Consider the following 16,407-nt stretch of genomic DNA (forward strand, 5'->3'; position numbering starts at 1 on the left):
TTGGAAAGCCGTCGCGGATCCCGACGGCACCGTCCACTGGACCAGCCCCGCCGGCAAGCACTACGCCACCGACCCCGCCACCCGCATCAGTCCGCACCTGCAGCAAACCGAAACGCCACCACCGGCACCATCCCCACCAGACGAACCCCTGAGTGACCCCTGGAACACCACCTGGAACACCGACGGGACCAACCCCCAACCGTTTTAGGGTCCTGAGCAAGTTCAAATATCCTGTCGATATGACGACACCGCCCAACCATGACGAGAGTTCCGAGAACGTGACCGACTTCGCTGACTTCAAGGCGCGGTTTGACGCCTTCACGGCCGGCTCGGGTTCGCCCGACGACTCAGCCCTTGCGTTCGTGGATGCACCGCTCAAGCCGCTCCCACTGCTGACACCACCTGACACTCCGGTTCTGTTCCGCCTCCGCGTCGACCTCGCCGATTCACACCCGCCGATCTGGCGGCGACTCACGTTGCCGTCGAACCTGACCCTCGACGTTCTGCACGACGTGCTGCAGACCGCGTTCGGCTGGACCAACAGCCACTTGCACCGATTCGCGCTCGCCACAGACCGCCACAGTCACGAGACGCAGGGGATCCTCACCCCTTACGACGTTGAGGAGGGCGACGAGGGCGTGCTGGAAAGCGAGCTGCGTCTCGATCAGCTCTTGGCGAAGAAGAATGACTGGCTCCGCTATACCTATGATTTCGGTGACGACTGGGACCACACCATCAAACTTGAAGACGTCCTGCCGCAGCAGGCGGTGACGGATGCCGCCGTGCGCTGTGTCGACGGTCGCCGCCGGGGGCCGGTCGAAGACGTGGGCGGGATTTACGGCTGGGAACACCTTCTTGCCGTGGCTGCGGGAACGACGCCACCTGACTACCCGGAGCAACGGGAGATCGCCTTCGAGATGGGCTTGCACCGGTTCGTCGACGAGATCGATCTCGCCGAAATCAACCGGGGTCTGGAACGGCTGGCGGGGTCGGACGCCGCACTCGGCTGGCTGCGCCGCCACACTTCCTCGGGCGGCACGCCTTCCAAGCTGGACATCCTCTTCGCGGGAGTGAGTCCGGACGCGCAGCGTCACCTCGCTGGCTACCTCGCGTCCGCAGACGTGGTGGAGCCGACGCCGATCGATGAGGCCGAGGCCGCGACGGCCACCGCGGTGATCCGGACATTCCTGGGGAACGTGGGCGGCGGAATCCGTTTGACCAGTGCCGGGTATCTCCCTCCCGCGCGCGTCCGGGCGCTGATGGAAGAGCTCGATACAGAGAAGATCTGGCGGGGCGAGGCGAACCGGGAGTTGCAAACCTACCCGCTGCTGTTTCTGCGGGAGACGGCTGCGCAGCTCGGCTTGGTGCGCAAATTCCGGGGCGACCTGCTGCTGACCAAGCGGGGTGCGCAGCTGCGCGATGCTCCGGTGGAGCTGTGGCATTACCTCGCGGCCCGCCTTCCGCTCGAGCGCAGTGATGACGGCCGGGACAGCGCATTGCTCCTCCTGATGCTCGTGGCCGCCGGTGAAGCCCGCTCTTGGGATCGCCTCCGCGAGTCGCTCGATCTGCTCACCTCAATGGTGGGCTGGACTTTTGGCGGGCGAGGGCGCTACGGCAACGACTCCGCGCTAAGCGACGCGTCAGACACCCGACGGGTGCTCGGCTGGGCTGGAACGGGCAGCCTGCTTCCGCCGAGCGGGTCGGTCTCGCACGGACTCGAAACGGATGCCGCACGGCAGCTTGCGCGTGCCGCGCTCACCCGCTGGACGTGAGCCCGAGATTCTCGCGAATGGACCTGCTCAACACCGTCTGGAACGACCCAGCCCGGCCAGGAGGAGCGTTGCAAGGCTGAGGGCGACACTCATGCCTAACCGGATTCCCATGCGTTCACCGCACTCCACCGCACGCATCGCCCCTTCGTTCAGGGTGAATGACGGCCCCACGCATCGGTGTGCGGCTCACGTCAGCACCGAGAGCATCGACCAGATGGACGGTAGGACTCACACAATCCGCGCACGGCACGAACCAGTTCCTTCGATAAAATGGAAGTCACCTGCACGAGGAAGTGGTGGCGCAATCATTTGGAACCGGTCCCGGCGTCGTGCTGACGCTCACGCGAACGTCAGAGAACCCGACGTGAACGCTGAGCTGCCCGACCTCGAACGCACCGTCGATGAGGGCCTGCTGATCGCGGTGTCGGCCGTGCGCATGGCGGTGAAGAACGACATCATCGTTGGCGCGCTCCGCGAGCACGACGACTACGACGCCGCGCGGTACGCCGCCGATGCCCGCAGTGAGCTGCGCCACCTGGCCCGGCAAAACGAGGAGTACGCCCGGCGGGTCAGCCGGATGAGCAAGGACCTCGCGTCAATGAAATGGCGGCTGAGCCTGACCGACGACCAACGACACGACCTCAAGCAGTTCGCCCTGCGCTTGCGGGTGCACGAGCGGCTGGCTCTGGCCCTCGACGCCGTGGCCGATGATGACGACCAGGTGGGACGCATCGTTGCGAGTGCTCAACGGTCGGCGAGTGAAGAGGTCAGCTCGGCCGTCTCATCGAAGCTCATCGAACTGGCCGTCGATCAACGTGAACCCGACTACGCCGAGCATCGTAACGAGCGCCTGGAAGCGTTTGTGCTGATCAACCTGGCCATTTTGAAGGCCAAGCACGAGGCTGAAACCGGGGAAGAATTCAACGAATACTGAACAGCTGGCCGAGCACTTCGTCGAATGCCGGTGAGCTCAGTGTGACGAACAGCCCAACGTTGACGACGACCGTGAGCCAGAACGCGCGGCGAAAACGCGTCTTCTGCGTCTTGTGCCGAACAATTTGCTGTGCCACGATTGCGCCCGGCCAACCGCCGACCAATCCCCAGAGCAGAAGCGTTCGCTCCGATACCCGCCGGCGTGCGGTGCGGGCCCGGCGTTTGTCCACGAGGTAGAGCACGAAGCAGACCAGGCTCGCCGCCAGATACAGACCGGCCACCCACAGCGGCAGCGACCAGTACCAGCCGACGCCCAGGCAGACCACCGCGAAGCCGGCAATCGCGAGATAGCTGCCGCGGTCCCGGCGAGAGCAGGCGGCAACCATGACCTCATTTTACCAACCCGGTTTCCGGAACTATCGAGTTTTCGAATTGACGGCTACCGATATTCCGGATTCGGTTCAAATCCGAAGCGTTCGCCGCTGTCCCAGTCCTGGCGCAGGTTGCCGTACGCCGGGATGCCGCCGTTCTGCTTCAGGATCGAGGCGAGGTGCATGAGGTTCCAGCTCATGAACGTTGTGTTGCGGTTGGTGAAGTCGTTCTGCGGACCGCCAGACCCCTCGTCGAGGTAACTCGGGCCTGGACCGATTTCGCCGATCCAGCCGGAATCGGCGGCGGGCGGAATCGAATAGCCAATGTGCTGCAGGCTGTAGAGCAGGTTCGACGTGCAGTGTTTCACGCCGTCTTCGTTGCCGGTGATGATGGCGCCGCCGACCTTGCCATAGAAGATGTACTGGCCCTTCTCGTTGAATTCGCCCGAGTGGGCGTAGAGTCGTTCCACGATGCGTTTGGTCACCGAGCCGTTGTCGCCGAGCCAGATCGGCCCGGCCAGCACGAGAATGTCGGCGGCCTGCACCGCCTCGAACAGGGACGGCCAGGCATCCGTTGGCCAGCCGTGTTCGGTCATGTCCGGGTAAACTCCGGTGGCAATGTCATGGTCGATGGCGCGAATCAGGTTGACCTGCACGCCCTGCTCCCGCATGATTCGAGCGCTGAGATCGACGATGCCCTGGGTGTTGCTCACCTCGGGACTGCGTTTCAGGGTGCAATTGATGAAGATGGCGCGCAGGTCGGAGTAGTCAAAGGCTGCCGTGTCGGCGCGGCTGGTTTCATTCACCCAATGAGTAAATCACCCGGCCGAGGCCGATAACAGGGGTTGACTTTACCGTCGATGGCGCGCAACAGCCGGCGCTGCGACCTGAAAGCCGAAGCGCCCGGCTGATATCAGCGGATGCTGCCCGCTACTGGGTCAGTAGCCCGCGTCGTCCCGCCGCGCGTCGCAGGACTAGGCCGAGACCGGCCAGGTCCAGCAGCAGGATCAGGACCAAGAGGGGCAACGCGTTGGTCCCAGCACTGTCCAGAGTCGAGCCGAAGAGCGGTGTCATGTTCAACGCTGCGGGCGAGGAGTTGCCGGTGCTCACCGAGGCTGCATCGGTGCCGCGAAACAAGACCAATGTCGAGGCAGCCGGAATTGTGCTGGTTGTTGAGAACGGTTTGCTGGCTGAGGAATCACCGAATATTCTCCCGGCACTGTCGCTGAGTGTGATCGTTGCGGACACGTCGCTGATGATCTGGCTGCCTAGATGATTCAGCCGGCTCCGGGCATGCCGTGTGCCTCGGCGGCGTTGGCCGCGCAGATGCCGATGAGCGAGAGGCTCCCGACGGAAGATCGGATGCCGCGCCGGTCGTGTGGCCACCGCCGGAGTTGAGGCTGGTCGATGTAACTACGGCAGAGTGACGTGCGCGACAGGAGCGGCGACCGCAGCCACGATGGGCGTTACCGGCGCAGCGCCGGGAAACGCGACGACGTTGCCCGCCACGCTGTCTATCTCGGTGGGAAGCCCGGAAAGCAGCGCTGTCGCGATCGAGGTGAGGCGCGGGTGCGGCATCCGCTGTATCGCCGGAGCCTGGCGACAGAGCGCCGAGCAGCAGGGTGACAGCGGCGCACAGCAAGGCGACGCCGGTGCGAAGCAGGGCCAGTCGCAGGATGTGCCCACGCAGTACCGAAATTATTTCGTCCATGAGACACACCCACCCTTATGGGAGATAGAGACTTCGGTAATTACTTTCTTATTTGAGAAGCGCCAACGAATCGGTGTCATCCCCAGAAATCTCAAAACGCGATGACCGCTTAAAAGGCGTTAAAAACTCCAAAAGGGTGTCTCGTGCGTGGCCGGGCATGCCTTCGCGGCGCGGGGAGGTCTCGATAGCTGGTATAGTTTTCAAGTGATCTCGGGGCGTTAAAGTTCGCGGAATCGACATGCGCTCGTAGCTCAACGGATAGAGCATCTGACTACGGATCAGAAGGTTGGGGGTTCGAATCCCTTCGGGCGCACAGATAAACCCCGTCTCATCAGACTTTTAGCCTGGTGGACGGGGTTTTCTCGTTGGGTAAGGTCCCGCTATTGTCCCGCTTTGAATAACGTAGCCAGTGCGTCGCGGGCCCCCGTCACTGACTTCGGGCAACTGATATAACTCTCCTTGGTCAGCGTGTCACTGGCATGCCCGGGCAAATCGGCCGCTGTTTGCGAGCCCTTATCCTCGCTAGTCACTGTGGCGGCAGTTTTGCGCAGCTCGTGCGTGACGAGTCCAGACATTTCGGCGGTCGCGCAAACGAATCGCCAGGCACGCGCAACATTCTTCGGGCTGTACGCCTAGCCGCTCGACGTGGAGAAGATTAGTTCGCCGCTGCGCGGCAACGTGAGGAGTCTGTCCGCAATCCAGTCCGGCACATCGACGGTGCGGCGCGAGCGAGGTGTCTTCGTCTTGCCTTGGTGCCGAGCGTTGGGGCCGCCATCGAAACTCTTGGGCAACTGAATAACTGTTCCGCTGACAGTGATTTGGGTCACCCCGCACCAGAGTCACATCCAGTATCTCTGTGTTGTTTCCCGCTCCTGAGTGTTGAACCGTCCCGGGTTTCATGCCGCCGTTTTGTTGGCGGTTTCGATATTTATCGGGCCGTTTGTTTCAGCGTCGTAGTTGCGTTCATATTCTTCGGGCGGCATGTTGCCGAGTGCGCTGTGCAGGCGTCGATTGTTGTACCAATCCAGCCAGTCGAAGGTGAGTTTTTCGACGTCAGCGAGGCTCTTCAATGGGCCCGTCACGAACGGTGAGGTCTTCGCCACGGCCTCGTTCTTGTAGAGCCCCATGACGGTCTCGGCAGCCGCGTTATCGTAGGCGTCTCTGATGGTCCCGCTCGAGGCGACGAGCCCCTCGAGCGCGAGGGTCTCTGTGAACTTGATAGACGTATACTGTGAGCCCGCATCGGAGTGATGTATCAAACCGGGCCGTATGGCGTGGCCGGCATGGTCGCGGCGCCAGAGAGCCATATTCAAACAGACCTCAACGAACGGTGTGTCCTTGACCGTTGAAGCATGCCAGCCCACAACCGCACGAGAGTACAGGTCGATTGCGAATGCCACGTAGACGAAGCCGCCCACGTCGGCACGTACGTGAAATCCGTTACCCAGCTGTGGTTCGGCCGGGGTGCACTGAAGTTCCGTTTGAGTAGGTCAGGGGCATGAGGTGAGTCCTTGCCGGTCGAGGCCGACGCCCAGGGCTTCCGGCCTCGCACGAGGCCGTTCATGCCCTCGAGACGCATCAAACGGTCGACCGTGTGCTTGGACACGTCAGCGAACCCGCCCCGGCGAAGCCACGCCGTCACCTTCCTCCGACCATAGAGGATCTCGGGTTGCTGACGACCCTGGACGTCTCGCACTTTCAATGCTTTGAGACGGTCGACGAGGACCGCGTCGCTCTGAACTCGCACGGCGGCAGCGCGAGTCTTCCATGCCCGACATGACCGTGAAGTGACAACGACGCCCTGCTCGCGCAGGACGCCGCACGTCAACTCGACTCCATGGCCGTTCACCTTCATCCCCAGGATGAAAGCGACTAGGGACGGTTGCGAGGGTCGAGCTCCCTGAGCTCAAGAAAGACGCTGCCGCTTTGAGGATGTCGTTCGTCTCGCGCAGGTCACGGTTTTCGCGCTTCAACCGTTTGATTTCCTCGAGCTCTTCGCTCGTGGGCCCGGTGCGTTCGCCGGCGTCGGCCTGCGCCTGGGTGACCCACTTTCGGAGCGTCTCGGCGCCGATGTTGAGCTTGGGGGCCAGGTCGCGGCACGCGGCCCACATTGACGGGTAATCCTTCAAACGATCAAGAGTCATACGGACCGCTCGTTCGCGAACCTCTGTTGGGTGTTTCTTGGGCATATCCGAATCCTTTCACCAGAAAGAAAGCGGCAGGAAATCAGGGACGGTTCANCAGGGACGGTTCAGGCTGCCCGGTGGCGGCAGAAGAACTACTTCCGGTTCGGCCGGGAACGCTTCGCGCTCGATGCCCACGATTCCTACGCCAGCGGCGACGACGACGCGACACGACTCGTGCCAAATCCCCCCAAGGTGAAAGCCAAACTGGTTCAAGACAACGCCCGCAACTACCGAGACGCCGTCGCCGGCACAGTATCGGCCGCCAGGCTCGCCTTCAACACATCGGAACCCGGTGCCAACGGGATCACGAGCACCAAGCAGATGCACAACGACATCCACGCACCCCTGATCGCCGCCGCAACCACGGCGGCCACGGCCGACGATGCCTACCGGGAGCTGTCCGCACGGGTTCCGCTGGGTGAAAGCTGGCCCGGGCAGCAGGTCCTGGATCAGGAGATGAAGCGCCTCACCCACACTATTCGGATGGCCGCGTTCAACACCGCAGTGACCTTCGCCCGAGAGATCCACACCAACACCGGTTTCCAGCGCGCCGACCGCGACGCCCACAACCTGGTTCGGCAAATCCTCAAGCAGCCCGGCGACATCGACTCTACCCAGCCCGGCATCCTCATTAGCACCCTGAACCCGATGCCCACCCAACGCGGAACCGCCGCCGTCAGCGAGCTCTGCACGAGCCTCACCGAAACTCAGACCCGATATCCGGGCACCGACCTGATCCTGCGATATGCCATCAAAGAGCACTTCTGAGTTGTCCCAAAACATATCGACCTAACGCGTCCAGGGCAGGACCCCTGGTACTCGGCAGGGCAGCACAATTGGTGTTAACCGATAAAGATTTTGATCGGGCATACCTCACGGGTGCCCGGGCCACCCGGTTTCTGCTTTCAATATTTCAGAACTACACCTTTTCTATCTATCGGATACATCCACAACGACCCAAACATGCGGTACCTCGCACTCAGCCTCCCGTAAAAGACGCATTACTACGCGTTCGCAAGCACCAGTGACACCGATAACGAGAAATGAAATCAGAAGATATCGACTTATGTGAGGTTCTCTTTCGAATGATTCTACGAATCAATGTAGCCGTGCGTCTTGACATGATTTCTGGGGCGGGGATACCGTGAAGAAGGTTACCTACCAAGAGTTTCTGTAGCGAGGATCATAATTGTGAGTGCATTGGGAAAGACACAACAACCGCCCTCGACTGTGAGTGCGCGGCCGGAACGTGAAATGTGGTCCGGGCGGAGAGTGTTCATTCTCGCTGCCATCGGGTCCGCCGTGGGACTGGGTAATATCTGGCGCTTCCCCTACGTTGCCTACGAAAACGGCGGCGGGGCGTTCATTATCCCGTACCTGGTCGCCTTGCTCACTGCCGGAATACCGCTACTCTTCCTCGATTATGCCATCGGGCACCGATTTCGTGGGTCACCGCCGCTGGCAATGCGGAGACTGCATCCCAAAGCCGAAGCCATTGGCTGGTGGCAAGTCGGAATCTGTTTCGTCATTGCTGTGTACTACGCGGTGATCATTGCCTGGGCCGGCATGTACTTCATATTCTCCTTCACCACCGCTTGGGGCGACGACGCAGCGGGTTTCTTTACCGGCGAGTTCCTCCAGGTCAGCGATCAGGTGAACCTGGGCTTCGACTTCGTGCCCTCCGTGCTCATTCCGCTGATTCTCGTGTGGGGCGTGGTTATCGCCATCCTCGCTTTGGGAGTGCAAAAGGGAATTGCCCGCTCCTCCATCGTGTTTATGCCGTTGCTGTTGATCATGTTCCTCATTCTGGTCGTCCAAGCGCTGTTCCTTGAGGGTGCCTGGACCGGACTGGACGCGTTTTTCACGCCGGACTGGACCCGGCTCGGTGACAGTTCTATCTGGGTGGCTGCCTATGGGCAGATCTTCTTCTCACTGTCGGTGGCCTTCGGGATCATGATCACGTATTCCTCCTACCTGCGGCGAAAAACCGATCTGACCGGTTCCGGGTTCGTCGTCGGCTTCGCCAATTCCGGCTTCGAACTGCTGGCCGGCATCGGGGTCTTCGCGGCCTTGGGATTCATGGCGGCATCGAGCGGGGTTGGTGTGGACGAAGTCGCTGTCAGCGGTATCGGTCTGGCATTCATTGCGTTCCCGACCATCATTGCGCAGGCGCCGGCGGGTGTTCTGTTGGGAGTGCTGTTCTTCGGTTCGCTTGTGTTCGCCGGTCTAACGTCGCTGATCAGTATCGTCGAAGTCATCATTGCCGCCGTTCAGGACAAGTTAGGCTGGCGGCGGGTGAAGGCAGCGCTGGTCGTCGGCATCCCTATTGCCCTGATATCGATCCTGCTGTTTCCAACGACGACGGGCCTGAACCTGCTCGATGTAACCGATGCCTTTGTCAATAGCTTCGGAATTGTAGCCGTCGCACTGGTGGCCGTAGTGGCGATGTCCGCTGGGTTCAGCGCTCTTCCCCGGCTGCGCGAACACATCAATGCAACGTCCTCGATTAAGCTGGGCCGCAGTTGGCAGATTTTCATCGGCGGTGTCACTCCGGTGGTCCTGGGTTACATCCTGATCGACACCGTCACCACCAGGATCAGCGAGGGCTACGGCGGTTTACCGGACTGGTTTGTCGGCGTCTTCGGCTGGGGCATGGTGATTGCCTTGGTGCTGATCGCCTACCTGCTCTCGAAGATTCCGTGGAGTCATCGATCCGCCGCTTATGAGAAAAATATCCATGAACCGATCCTGGACGCCGAACTCGATGCGAATAAATCCGCCGCGGATGAGACCATGGATCGCGAAACTCGCCTGCCCGAAACCGCCGCATCCGGATCCGCAGCGGGGGAAAGGAAGAACCCATGAGTACCTCCGCGATCGTCATGATGATCATCGCTTTGTTGGCCGTATGGGGAGGGCTGGGGATGGCCCTGCTCAATCTCAAACGGCATCCGGAAGCCATCGACGACGAGGAAGCCGACGCTGTTTTGCACGACGGCGCATCCGTGTCGCCACGACGGTAGGTTCGTGACCCGCAAAGTGACGTTGATTTGCCCGCGGCTGAGTCGGTTCGCCAGATCGGCTGTTCGCGGATAGTTCTTCAGCACGCCCCGCTGCCCGGAGCGGGCGACCTTTGTATGAGCTTGAGAAAGCGGGCTCGCGCGACGACGGCCGTGAGGAGCAGATTTTCTGAAAGCGACGAAAATTTGGCACCCGGACCCCTAAGCCACCTGTTCGCAATGCCACAAATTTGCGTTGTTCGGTGGCCGGGAGGGCGGTTCGACTGCGGCGTGCTTTGTCCCTCCGCCACGACAGGTTCCTGCTGCTGAGGTCCCCGTCGCGGCAGAGACCGTTGCTCGTGTAGAGGATCACGGCAGCAGGATGGTCCCAACGGGTATTCCACCGAACGAGAGCTCATCGGGGTATTCCGCGAAGACTTCAACCTTTGGGCGCAGTTTGCGCCGAATTGAGATTCGTAGAGCAGGTAGATGCCGAGTTGAACGTAGTCGACCTCGATGTCGTCAAAGAGGTTTTGGGTAGCGGGCAGGGTCGTTGACACCATCGTGTCGGCACGCAGGTTGTGGTGGACGGCGCGACAGAAGCTGCGCCAGCGATATCCGGATGCTGGCCCAGTCCCGTTGACCGTCCAGCGCGGCATCGGCCAAAGTGCGCCACACTATCTCCACGTTCGTCATCGCATACTCATAAAAATACGGAAGGCAGTATCGGTATTTACATGGACGAAGACAGTGGGTCTTGGATTCTTGATGTTGGCGGGAGCACTGCTCGAATCCCTTCCGGCGCACCGCTTAACCCCGTTCGCCACGTGTCGGACGGGGTGCTTTGTGTCTTTTATCGGCGGGGATAGAATCGGCATCATGTCCCTGCCGCGCTTTCTGTTTGCCGACCAGCTCGGTCCCCACTACGACGACGGTGGGCCCATTGTGCTGGTCGAGGCGGCTGCCGTTCTGGGGCGACGCACGTATCACCGGGCTAAAGCCCACCTCATCCTGAGCGCACTTCGCCACCGCGCGCGGGAGTTGGGTGATCGCGCAGAGTTTCTGCGAGCCGAGCACTACCGGGACGTGCTCAAGGGCCGTAATCTCGAGGTGATCAACCCCACCTCGTGGGGCGCACGCGCGCTGGTCGCAGAATTGGGCGCATCCGTTCTGCCGAGTCGAGGCTTCGTGACGAGCGAACAGGACTTCGCCAGTTGGGCCGACGGCCGGCCCGCATCCCGGCTTGTGATGGAGCAGTTCTACCGCCACGTGCGCACGACCACCGGCACACTTATGCGTGGCCCTGAGCCGGAGGGCGGGCGCTTCAACTTCGATCACGACAATCGACAGCCGCCACCGAAACGTGCGGCCAGTCTCGGCCTGCCCGACCCGTGGGCCCCGGTCGAAGACGACATCGACGAGGAGGTGCGCCGAGACCTTGACCGCCTCGTCGCCGAGGGCCGAGTGCACTTGATCGGAGCGGATGGCCCGCGCCGATTTGCGGCCACCCGCGAGGAAGCGCTCGCGGCGCTGGATGATTTCGTCGAAACGCGACTGTCGGACTTCGGGCCCTTCGAGGATGCCTCGCTGATCGGGGACAGCACGATGGCCCACTCTAGGTTGAGCGTCCCACTCAACCTCGGCCTCCTGCATCCGCAGGAAGTCATCGACGCGGTCGTCCTGGCGTACCACTCCGGTCAGGTTCCGTTGCCCAGCGCCGAGGCCGTGGTGCGCCAAATCATGGGCTGGCGGGACTGGGTCTGGCACCTGTACTGGCACCTCGGTGAGAACTACGTCGCGGAGAGCAATTTTCTTGGAGCCCACGAGCCGCTTCCGCCAGCGTTTCTGGAATTGAACGGTGCCGCCGTCGAAGCGCGGTGCTTGAGCCACGTGCTCGATGAGGTTTCCCGCACCGGGTACGCGCATCATATTCAGCGCCTCATGATTCTGGGCAACTGGTCATTGCAGCGAGGCTACGAACCGTCGGCACTGTCGGATTGGTTTATCAATGCCTTCGTCGACGGAACACCGTGGGTCATGCCGGCCAATGTTGTCGGCATGTCGCAGCACGCCGACGGCGGCATTGTCGCGACGAAGCCCTACGCCGCCGGTGGCGCCTATATCTCGAAGATGACTGATTTCTGCGGGGGCTGTCGGTTCAATCCGAAAATTCGGCTGGGTCCGGAGGCCTGCCCGTTCACGGCCGGATATTGGGCATTCCTGGATCGCGTGGAGCCGCGCATCCGCGGTAATCACCGCATGGCCCAGCCGCTCGCCGGCCTGAGGCGTCTTGTGGACCGCGACGAGGTTGTGGCTCAGGAGCGCACGCGCACGGACTGGTAGGGGCTATCCGGCGAAGGCGGTGCTCGGCAGGTCGCGTTCGCCGGAGATGATCGCGTCGACGACGCGTCGGGCGACATCCGCTGGCTGATAGCCGGTAGGTAGTGGCGGTGCTGCCCCCTGGATCGGTCGGGTGGCCAGCCCCGTTTCGGTATGGCCGGGTCGTGCATCAAGAAAGCGGATGCCGTCCCGTCGCATCTCCCGGCCCGCCGCTTGCGCGAAGGCCGCGAGGGCTGCCTTCGAGGCCGAGTATGCCGCCATGTTCGCGGTTGGGCGCTCGCTCACAATGCCGCTGAGCGTGACAAAGAACGGATCACGATGCCCGCCGGATGATTCGGTCAGAGCGGGACGGGCGGCCCGGAGCAGGCGCATCGGTGCCGTCGCGTTCACCGCCATCAGCGTATCTATTGTTTCGTCAGCGACATCCGCTAGGGGGCCGAACGCTACGACTCCGGCGGCGTTGATGATTCCGTCGAGGCGGCCGTGTGCGGCTAGGGCGGCGGACACGAGCTGTGCGGCCGTGCTCGGATCACTCAGGTCGCCAGTGACCGTCGCTCCAAAGATGCCGAGTTCGGCGAGACGCTCAGCGCTGCGCCCGTGCAGGGTGAGCAGAGCGCCCTCTTCGCTCAGAAGCTGGGCAATTTCGCGGCCCAAGCCACCGGTAGCGCCGACGATAAGAACGGATGAACCGGAGAGGGAAGCCATGGCTTCATGATAAACGAGATGCTGAGTGCTTGCGCAAGATTAGGGTTTCCGTCCCCAAGCTGGGATAGCATCGACCAAAGCGAGCATTTCTCAACTTGTCGGCGTTCGTTTTGTTCCCAGGGACCGGTACGTGGTTGCACCCGATTTTCTCGCCGGGCAATGTTCGGGCGCACGGTGAGGAAGGCATCCCTGCGAGGGACTGCCTCGGTGGGACGAGGGGTAGGGCCCTCGTTCCATCGCCCGACCTTTCGATGGCCGGCGTGGGTTAAACGTCGAGTGTTGGGTCCTCGTCACGCTCGCCAGGGCAGTCGACGCGCAGCTTGTCGCACAGTGCGGCGAGCTGCAGCAGTTCGGCCTGAGTCAGAGACTCGCCAATGCGCTCGGTGATCGCGCCCATGTGCATAACAGCGACCCGTCGAAACAGAGCCAGGCCTGCCTCGGTGAGCTCGATGATCGCGCCGCGCCCGTCGCTCGGGTCGCTGAGCTTGTGTAGATATCCGCGCGACACGAGCCGATCAACGAGGCGACTCACGCTCGGCTGAGTCAACAGCACGTGCTGATTGAGATCACGCAAGCGGATGCGTCGCTCCGGCTGCCGAGACAGGTTGAACATCACGTCGTACTCGTTGAGCGAAATCTCCTTGGACGGAAAATTCGCGGCCAGGCTGCGCATGATGGCCACCTGGGCGCGAAACAGCGATTCCCACGCGCCCACCGCGATTGTTCGATCCACCACCTGCGGCTCCTAACCTCGTTCTATCAAGGATAGAGACTCGGCGGGGCAGGCCGGGCCAGGGTCGGTGGCTGGGCCGGGAGCATCCGCTTGCTGAGAAAAAACGGATGCCGTGCATGAAACTCGCAGGTGATTTTCTGGCCCAAAGGTGGCGCCCGTTACCTATTCGTTATATGTTTTAGGTGCGTCAACCGTTTGCTGTGGCGGACGACGTGAAATGTGATTGCAGGACACTCTTGGTGCAAGGGAAGAGGGTCAGTCGTAGCCTCTGCGACTGGCCCTCAGTCCTTTTAACCGGCAGCACGTGAGCGGCCGTTCAGAACAGGTCGGGGCTCGGCGTGGTCGACTGGCGGATAGCGACGTCCGCGTGGCGGTCGAAGCGGTAGCCGACACCGCGCACTGTGCGCACGATGTCTTCGTAGCGGCCGAGCTTGGAGCGCAGACGGCGAACATGCACGTCGATGGTGCGTTCGTTCGGGGTGTCTTCCTCGTCGGCGGAGTTCCACAGCGACGAAATGATTTCGGCCCGGTCAATGGTGCGGCCCTCACGCAGCACGAGGTACTGCAGCAGCTCGAACTCCTTGTAGGTCAGTGCTGCCGTCTCGTTATCGAGAATGACGCGCTTGCGGGAGATGTCGACGACGACACCGCTGCGGGCTCGGTCGAGTTCTTCGGGCTCGGCGCGGTGGGCGGCGAGTGCGGCCGGATCCTGCAGGGCCAGGCGCACGACGTCAACGTCGCGGCCGCCGGCGCCCTGGGGGGCCAAAGCGACGGCGGCGTAGGTCTCGGACGAGGGGGCGATGTCGGCGGCGAGGGCCTTGAGCGCCTCGACGATGCGGTTCAGGCTTGTGCCGGCCGCGGCCGCCTTGGCTTCATCGATGCCGACGTAGAGCACGAAGCCGCGAGCCTCGGTGCCGCTGGGCACGGCGCGAATGCGGGGGGTGGCCACCGGCGGGGCCAGGGTCAGGTCGGGGCGGTTGAGCGTGGGGCGAGTGGCGTGGATGTGTGCGAGAGACATGGGAGAGGTCCTTGACTGTTCGATCGACGGGAGCCCGACGGATGCGCGAAGCGCCTATTCCGTGCCTGAGACTCGAGGTGTGGCCCGTGGGGCCGGAAGGCGAATGCATCGAAAAGCATTCGGGGCGTCAGCCTGAACTGTCAGGCAGTGAACGCGAGGGGGAAAGTCGCGGTTAGCGGCACATTCGGCAACAGCGGATGGCGGGGGTGCCGGCCATCATCATGGCGGCAGTCCCGGGGGCCTCGAGGGAGGTCAGGGGGCGTGCGCTGGTTGTCATAACTGTGAGTAAAGCGGAATGTGACGCCGCGTGTCAATTTGGCGTCGCGGTAAGTCACCGAATGACGTGCAACACGTTCGCAGCGTGCTGCCCGTTTAGGCGATTCCGTGCAAAATCACGTCTTTGTGAAATATTGCATGACGAAACGTGGATTGATCAAAGATTATTGATGTGACCCGGGCCTAGCGTGTCGTCGGTCGCAGGACCTGCATGAAATCAGACCAGGCCGTACAAGCGGTCGCCCGCATCACCGAGGCCGGGCACGATGTAGCCCAGCTCGTTCAGCTTCTCGTCGACGGCGCCCAGCACGATCGTCACTTCGCGGCCGGCCAGTGCCGCCTCGACGGCGGCGAGGCCTTCCGGGGCCGCCAGAATGCAAATGGCCGTCACGTCGACCGCGCCGCGGTCGAATAAAAAGTTGATCGCGGCGATGAGCGAGCCGCCGGTGGCGAGCATCGGGTCGAGTACGAAACACTGCCGATCCGACAGATCGTCGGGCAGGCGTTCGGCGTAGGTCGTCGGCTGCAGCGTCTCTTCGTTGCGGGCCATTCCGAGAAAACCGACCTCGGCGGTCGGCAACAGCTTGACCATACCTTCCAGCATTCCCAGGCCGGCGCGCAGAATCGGCACGACGAGCGGCTTCGGGTCGCTGATCCGCACGCCCTGCGCCGCCGATACGGGGGTCTGCACGGTCACGGCTTCCACCCGTACGCCGCGCGTACCTTCATAGGCGAGCAGCGTCATGAGCTCTTCGACCAGCGATCGGAACAGCGGCGACGGCGTGTCCTTGTCGCGGAGCACGGTGAGCTTGTGCGTGATGAGCGGGTGGTCGGCAACGTGGACTCGCATAGGCTCGATTCTACTAGACGGGTTGAGGTGAGACATGGGTGCACGAGATCAACACGATGAGTGGATGCTGCTGGCCCTGACCGAGGCGCGCGCCGCCCTGGCTTCCGACGACGTGCCAGTCGGCGCCATCATCGTCGACAGCGCGGGCCAGGTGATCGGCCGGGGCCGCAACGAGCGCGAACTGCACCAGGACCCCACCCTGCACGCCGAGGTCGTCGCCATTCGCCAGGCCGCCGCGCACACCGGGGACTGGCACCTGACCGAATGCACCCTGATCGTCACGCTCGAACCCTGCGTCATGTGCTCCGGCGCCATCCTCGCCGCCCGGCTGCCCACGGTCGTCTTCGGCGCCTGGGATGAAAAAGCGGGAGCGGCCGGGTCGGTCTACGACGTGCTGCGCGACCGCCGACTCAACCACCGGGTCGAGGTCTTCGCTGGCGTCAACGAGGTCGAGTGCGGCACCATTCTGCGGGAATTCTTCGAGGATCCGGCGCGCAGAAGCCGGCGCTGAGT

18 protein-coding genes, 1 tRNA gene and 1 pseudogene are annotated in these 16,407 nt (G+C 62.5%); 10 read left to right on the plus strand and 10 right to left on the minus strand.

Features of this window, described 5'->3' with window-relative positions; all coding sequences use genetic code 11:
* The 3 genes and pseudogenes from CXY80_RS20005 to CXY80_RS03460 form a co-directional block, all read left to right on the plus strand.
* A pseudogene (locus CXY80_RS20005) lies at positions 1–208 on the plus strand (hypothetical protein); the annotation flags it as partial.
* A gap of 31 nt (positions 209–239) precedes the next feature.
* The gene (locus CXY80_RS03455; protein ID WP_104131627.1) at positions 240–1,772 is read left to right on the plus strand and encodes a plasmid pRiA4b ORF-3 family protein; all 1,533 of its coding nucleotides are present in this window, start codon (positions 240–242) and stop codon (positions 1,770–1,772) included.
* A 364-nt stretch (positions 1,773–2,136) separates the two neighbouring features.
* Positions 2,137–2,706 (plus strand): hypothetical protein, encoded by a 570-nt coding sequence (locus CXY80_RS03460; RefSeq protein ID WP_104131628.1) that lies wholly within the window; start codon positions 2,137–2,139, stop codon positions 2,704–2,706.
* Here the strand turns inward: CXY80_RS03460 and CXY80_RS03465 are convergent.
* Positions 2,693–3,091 (minus strand): DUF1294 domain-containing protein, encoded by a 399-nt coding sequence (locus CXY80_RS03465; protein WP_104131629.1) that lies wholly within the window; start codon positions 3,089–3,091, stop codon positions 2,693–2,695. The two genes, CXY80_RS03460 and CXY80_RS03465, sit on opposite strands and share 14 nt — an antisense overlap.
* 53 nt (positions 3,092–3,144) lie before the next feature.
* Positions 3,145–3,882: a flavodoxin family protein gene (locus CXY80_RS03470; RefSeq protein ID WP_092453204.1), complete on the minus strand. Its 738-nt coding sequence runs from the start codon at positions 3,880–3,882 to the stop codon at positions 3,145–3,147.
* 266 nt (positions 3,883–4,148) lie between these two features.
* Between CXY80_RS03470 and CXY80_RS03475 the strand changes: the two genes are divergently transcribed.
* Positions 4,149–4,352 carry a hypothetical protein gene (locus tag CXY80_RS03475; protein ID WP_092453201.1) on the plus strand — a complete coding sequence of 68 codons (204 nt, stop codon included), beginning with the start codon at positions 4,149–4,151 and terminating at the stop codon, positions 4,350–4,352.
* Between the two features lie 137 nt (positions 4,353–4,489).
* Here CXY80_RS03475 and CXY80_RS19380 read toward each other — a convergent pair whose 3' ends face one another.
* Positions 4,490–4,654, minus strand: coding sequence for a hypothetical protein (locus CXY80_RS19380; RefSeq protein ID WP_158251556.1), 165 nt, complete (start codon positions 4,652–4,654; stop codon positions 4,490–4,492).
* Positions 4,655–5,027: 373 nt separating this feature from the next.
* On the opposite strand from CXY80_RS19380, the gene CXY80_RS03485 reads away from it, so the two are divergent.
* Positions 5,028–5,100: transfer RNA gene (locus CXY80_RS03485), tRNA-Arg, on the plus strand.
* Between the two features lie 319 nt (positions 5,101–5,419).
* On the opposite strand, the gene CXY80_RS03490 is transcribed toward CXY80_RS03485, so the two are convergent.
* The 3 genes from CXY80_RS03490 to CXY80_RS20415 form a co-directional block, all read right to left on the minus strand.
* A complete protein-coding gene (locus tag CXY80_RS03490) occupies positions 5,420–5,614 on the minus strand; it encodes a hypothetical protein (RefSeq protein ID WP_104131630.1) in 195 nt (64 codons plus the stop codon).
* Between the two features lie 69 nt (positions 5,615–5,683).
* Positions 5,684–6,235, minus strand: a complete 552-nt coding sequence (locus CXY80_RS20405) for a transposase (protein ID WP_369828614.1) — start codon at positions 6,233–6,235, stop codon at positions 5,684–5,686.
* 159 nt (positions 6,236–6,394) lie between these two features.
* Positions 6,395–6,976, minus strand: coding sequence for a transposase (locus tag CXY80_RS20415; RefSeq protein ID WP_255411825.1), 582 nt, complete (start codon positions 6,974–6,976; stop codon positions 6,395–6,397).
* Positions 6,977–7,147: 171 nt separating this feature from the next.
* On the opposite strand from CXY80_RS20415, the gene CXY80_RS03500 reads away from it, so the two are divergent.
* The 4 genes from CXY80_RS03500 to CXY80_RS03515 all read left to right on the plus strand — a co-directional run bounded on the left by CXY80_RS03500 (position 7,148) and on the right by CXY80_RS03515 (position 12,315).
* Entirely contained in the window at positions 7,148–7,741 is a 594-nt protein-coding gene (locus CXY80_RS03500) for a putative transposase (RefSeq protein ID WP_146070664.1), read from the plus strand.
* Positions 7,742–8,227: 486 nt separating this feature from the next.
* Positions 8,228–9,838 carry a sodium-dependent transporter gene (locus tag CXY80_RS03505; protein WP_104131632.1) on the plus strand — a complete coding sequence of 537 codons (1,611 nt, stop codon included), beginning with the start codon at positions 8,228–8,230 and terminating at the stop codon, positions 9,836–9,838.
* Entirely contained in the window at positions 9,835–9,996 is a 162-nt protein-coding gene (locus tag CXY80_RS03510) for a methionine/alanine import family NSS transporter small subunit (RefSeq protein ID WP_092448445.1), read from the plus strand. The genes CXY80_RS03505 and CXY80_RS03510 overlap by 4 nt, the downstream gene beginning before the upstream one ends.
* Before the next feature lie 855 nt (positions 9,997–10,851).
* A complete protein-coding gene (locus tag CXY80_RS03515) occupies positions 10,852–12,315 on the plus strand; it encodes a cryptochrome/photolyase family protein (protein ID WP_092448444.1) in 1,464 nt (487 codons plus the stop codon).
* A 3-nt stretch (positions 12,316–12,318) separates the two neighbouring features.
* On the opposite strand, the gene CXY80_RS03520 is transcribed toward CXY80_RS03515, so the two are convergent.
* The 4 genes from CXY80_RS03520 to upp form a co-directional block, all read right to left on the minus strand.
* Positions 12,319–13,017: an SDR family oxidoreductase gene (locus tag CXY80_RS03520; RefSeq protein ID WP_104131633.1), complete on the minus strand. Its 699-nt coding sequence runs from the start codon at positions 13,015–13,017 to the stop codon at positions 12,319–12,321.
* 265 nt (positions 13,018–13,282) lie between these two features.
* Positions 13,283–13,690, minus strand: a complete 408-nt coding sequence (locus tag CXY80_RS03525) for a MarR family winged helix-turn-helix transcriptional regulator (protein WP_092448488.1) — start codon at positions 13,688–13,690, stop codon at positions 13,283–13,285.
* 376 nt (positions 13,691–14,066) lie between these two features.
* Entirely contained in the window at positions 14,067–14,768 is a 702-nt protein-coding gene (locus CXY80_RS03530; RefSeq protein ID WP_104131634.1) for a winged helix-turn-helix domain-containing protein, read from the minus strand.
* Between the two features lie 493 nt (positions 14,769–15,261).
* The gene (upp, locus tag CXY80_RS03535; RefSeq protein ID WP_104131635.1) at positions 15,262–15,894 is read right to left on the minus strand and encodes a uracil phosphoribosyltransferase; all 633 of its coding nucleotides are present in this window, start codon (positions 15,892–15,894) and stop codon (positions 15,262–15,264) included.
* Between the two features lie 34 nt (positions 15,895–15,928).
* On the opposite strand from upp, the gene tadA reads away from it, so the two are divergent.
* Positions 15,929–16,405, plus strand: coding sequence for a tRNA adenosine(34) deaminase TadA (gene tadA / locus CXY80_RS03540; RefSeq protein ID WP_206750280.1), 477 nt, complete (start codon positions 15,929–15,931; stop codon positions 16,403–16,405).
* Positions 16,406–16,407: the final 2 nt, after the last annotated feature.

The sequence above is a fragment of the Cryobacterium sp. M91 genome (assembly GCF_002929615.1).
Taxonomy (GTDB): Bacteria; Actinomycetota; Actinomycetes; order Actinomycetales; family Microbacteriaceae; genus Cryobacterium; species Cryobacterium levicorallinum.

Coding starts and splice junctions, on each gene's coding strand:
- CXY80_RS03455 (WP_104131627.1), top strand. CDS start 240: ATGACGACACCGCCCAACCATGACGAGAGTTCCGAGAACGTGACCGAC.
- CXY80_RS03465 (WP_104131629.1), bottom strand. CDS start 3,091: ATGGTTGCCGCCTGCTCTCGCCGGGACCGCGGCAGCTATCTCGCGATT.
- CXY80_RS03475 (WP_092453201.1), top strand. CDS start 4,149: ATGTTCAACGCTGCGGGCGAGGAGTTGCCGGTGCTCACCGAGGCTGCA.
- CXY80_RS19380 (WP_158251556.1), bottom strand. CDS start 4,654: ATGCCGCACCCGCGCCTCACCTCGATCGCGACAGCGCTGCTTTCCGGG.
- CXY80_RS20415 (WP_255411825.1), bottom strand. CDS start 6,976: ATGCCCAAGAAACACCCAACAGAGGTTCGCGAACGAGCGGTCCGTATG.
- CXY80_RS03505 (WP_104131632.1), top strand. CDS start 8,228: ATGTGGTCCGGGCGGAGAGTGTTCATTCTCGCTGCCATCGGGTCCGCC.
- CXY80_RS03510 (WP_092448445.1), top strand. CDS start 9,835: ATGAGTACCTCCGCGATCGTCATGATGATCATCGCTTTGTTGGCCGTA.
- CXY80_RS03515 (WP_092448444.1), top strand. CDS start 10,852: ATGTCCCTGCCGCGCTTTCTGTTTGCCGACCAGCTCGGTCCCCACTAC.
- CXY80_RS03520 (WP_104131633.1), bottom strand. CDS start 13,017: ATGGCTTCCCTCTCCGGTTCATCCGTTCTTATCGTCGGCGCTACCGGT.
- CXY80_RS03525 (WP_092448488.1), bottom strand. CDS start 13,690: ATGCGCAGCCTGGCCGCGAATTTTCCGTCCAAGGAGATTTCGCTCAAC.
- CXY80_RS03530 (WP_104131634.1), bottom strand. CDS start 14,768: ATGTCTCTCGCACACATCCACGCCACTCGCCCCACGCTCAACCGCCCC.
- upp (WP_104131635.1), bottom strand. CDS start 15,894: ATGCGAGTCCACGTTGCCGACCACCCGCTCATCACGCACAAGCTCACC.
- tadA (WP_206750280.1), top strand. CDS start 15,929: ATGGGTGCACGAGATCAACACGATGAGTGGATGCTGCTGGCCCTGACC.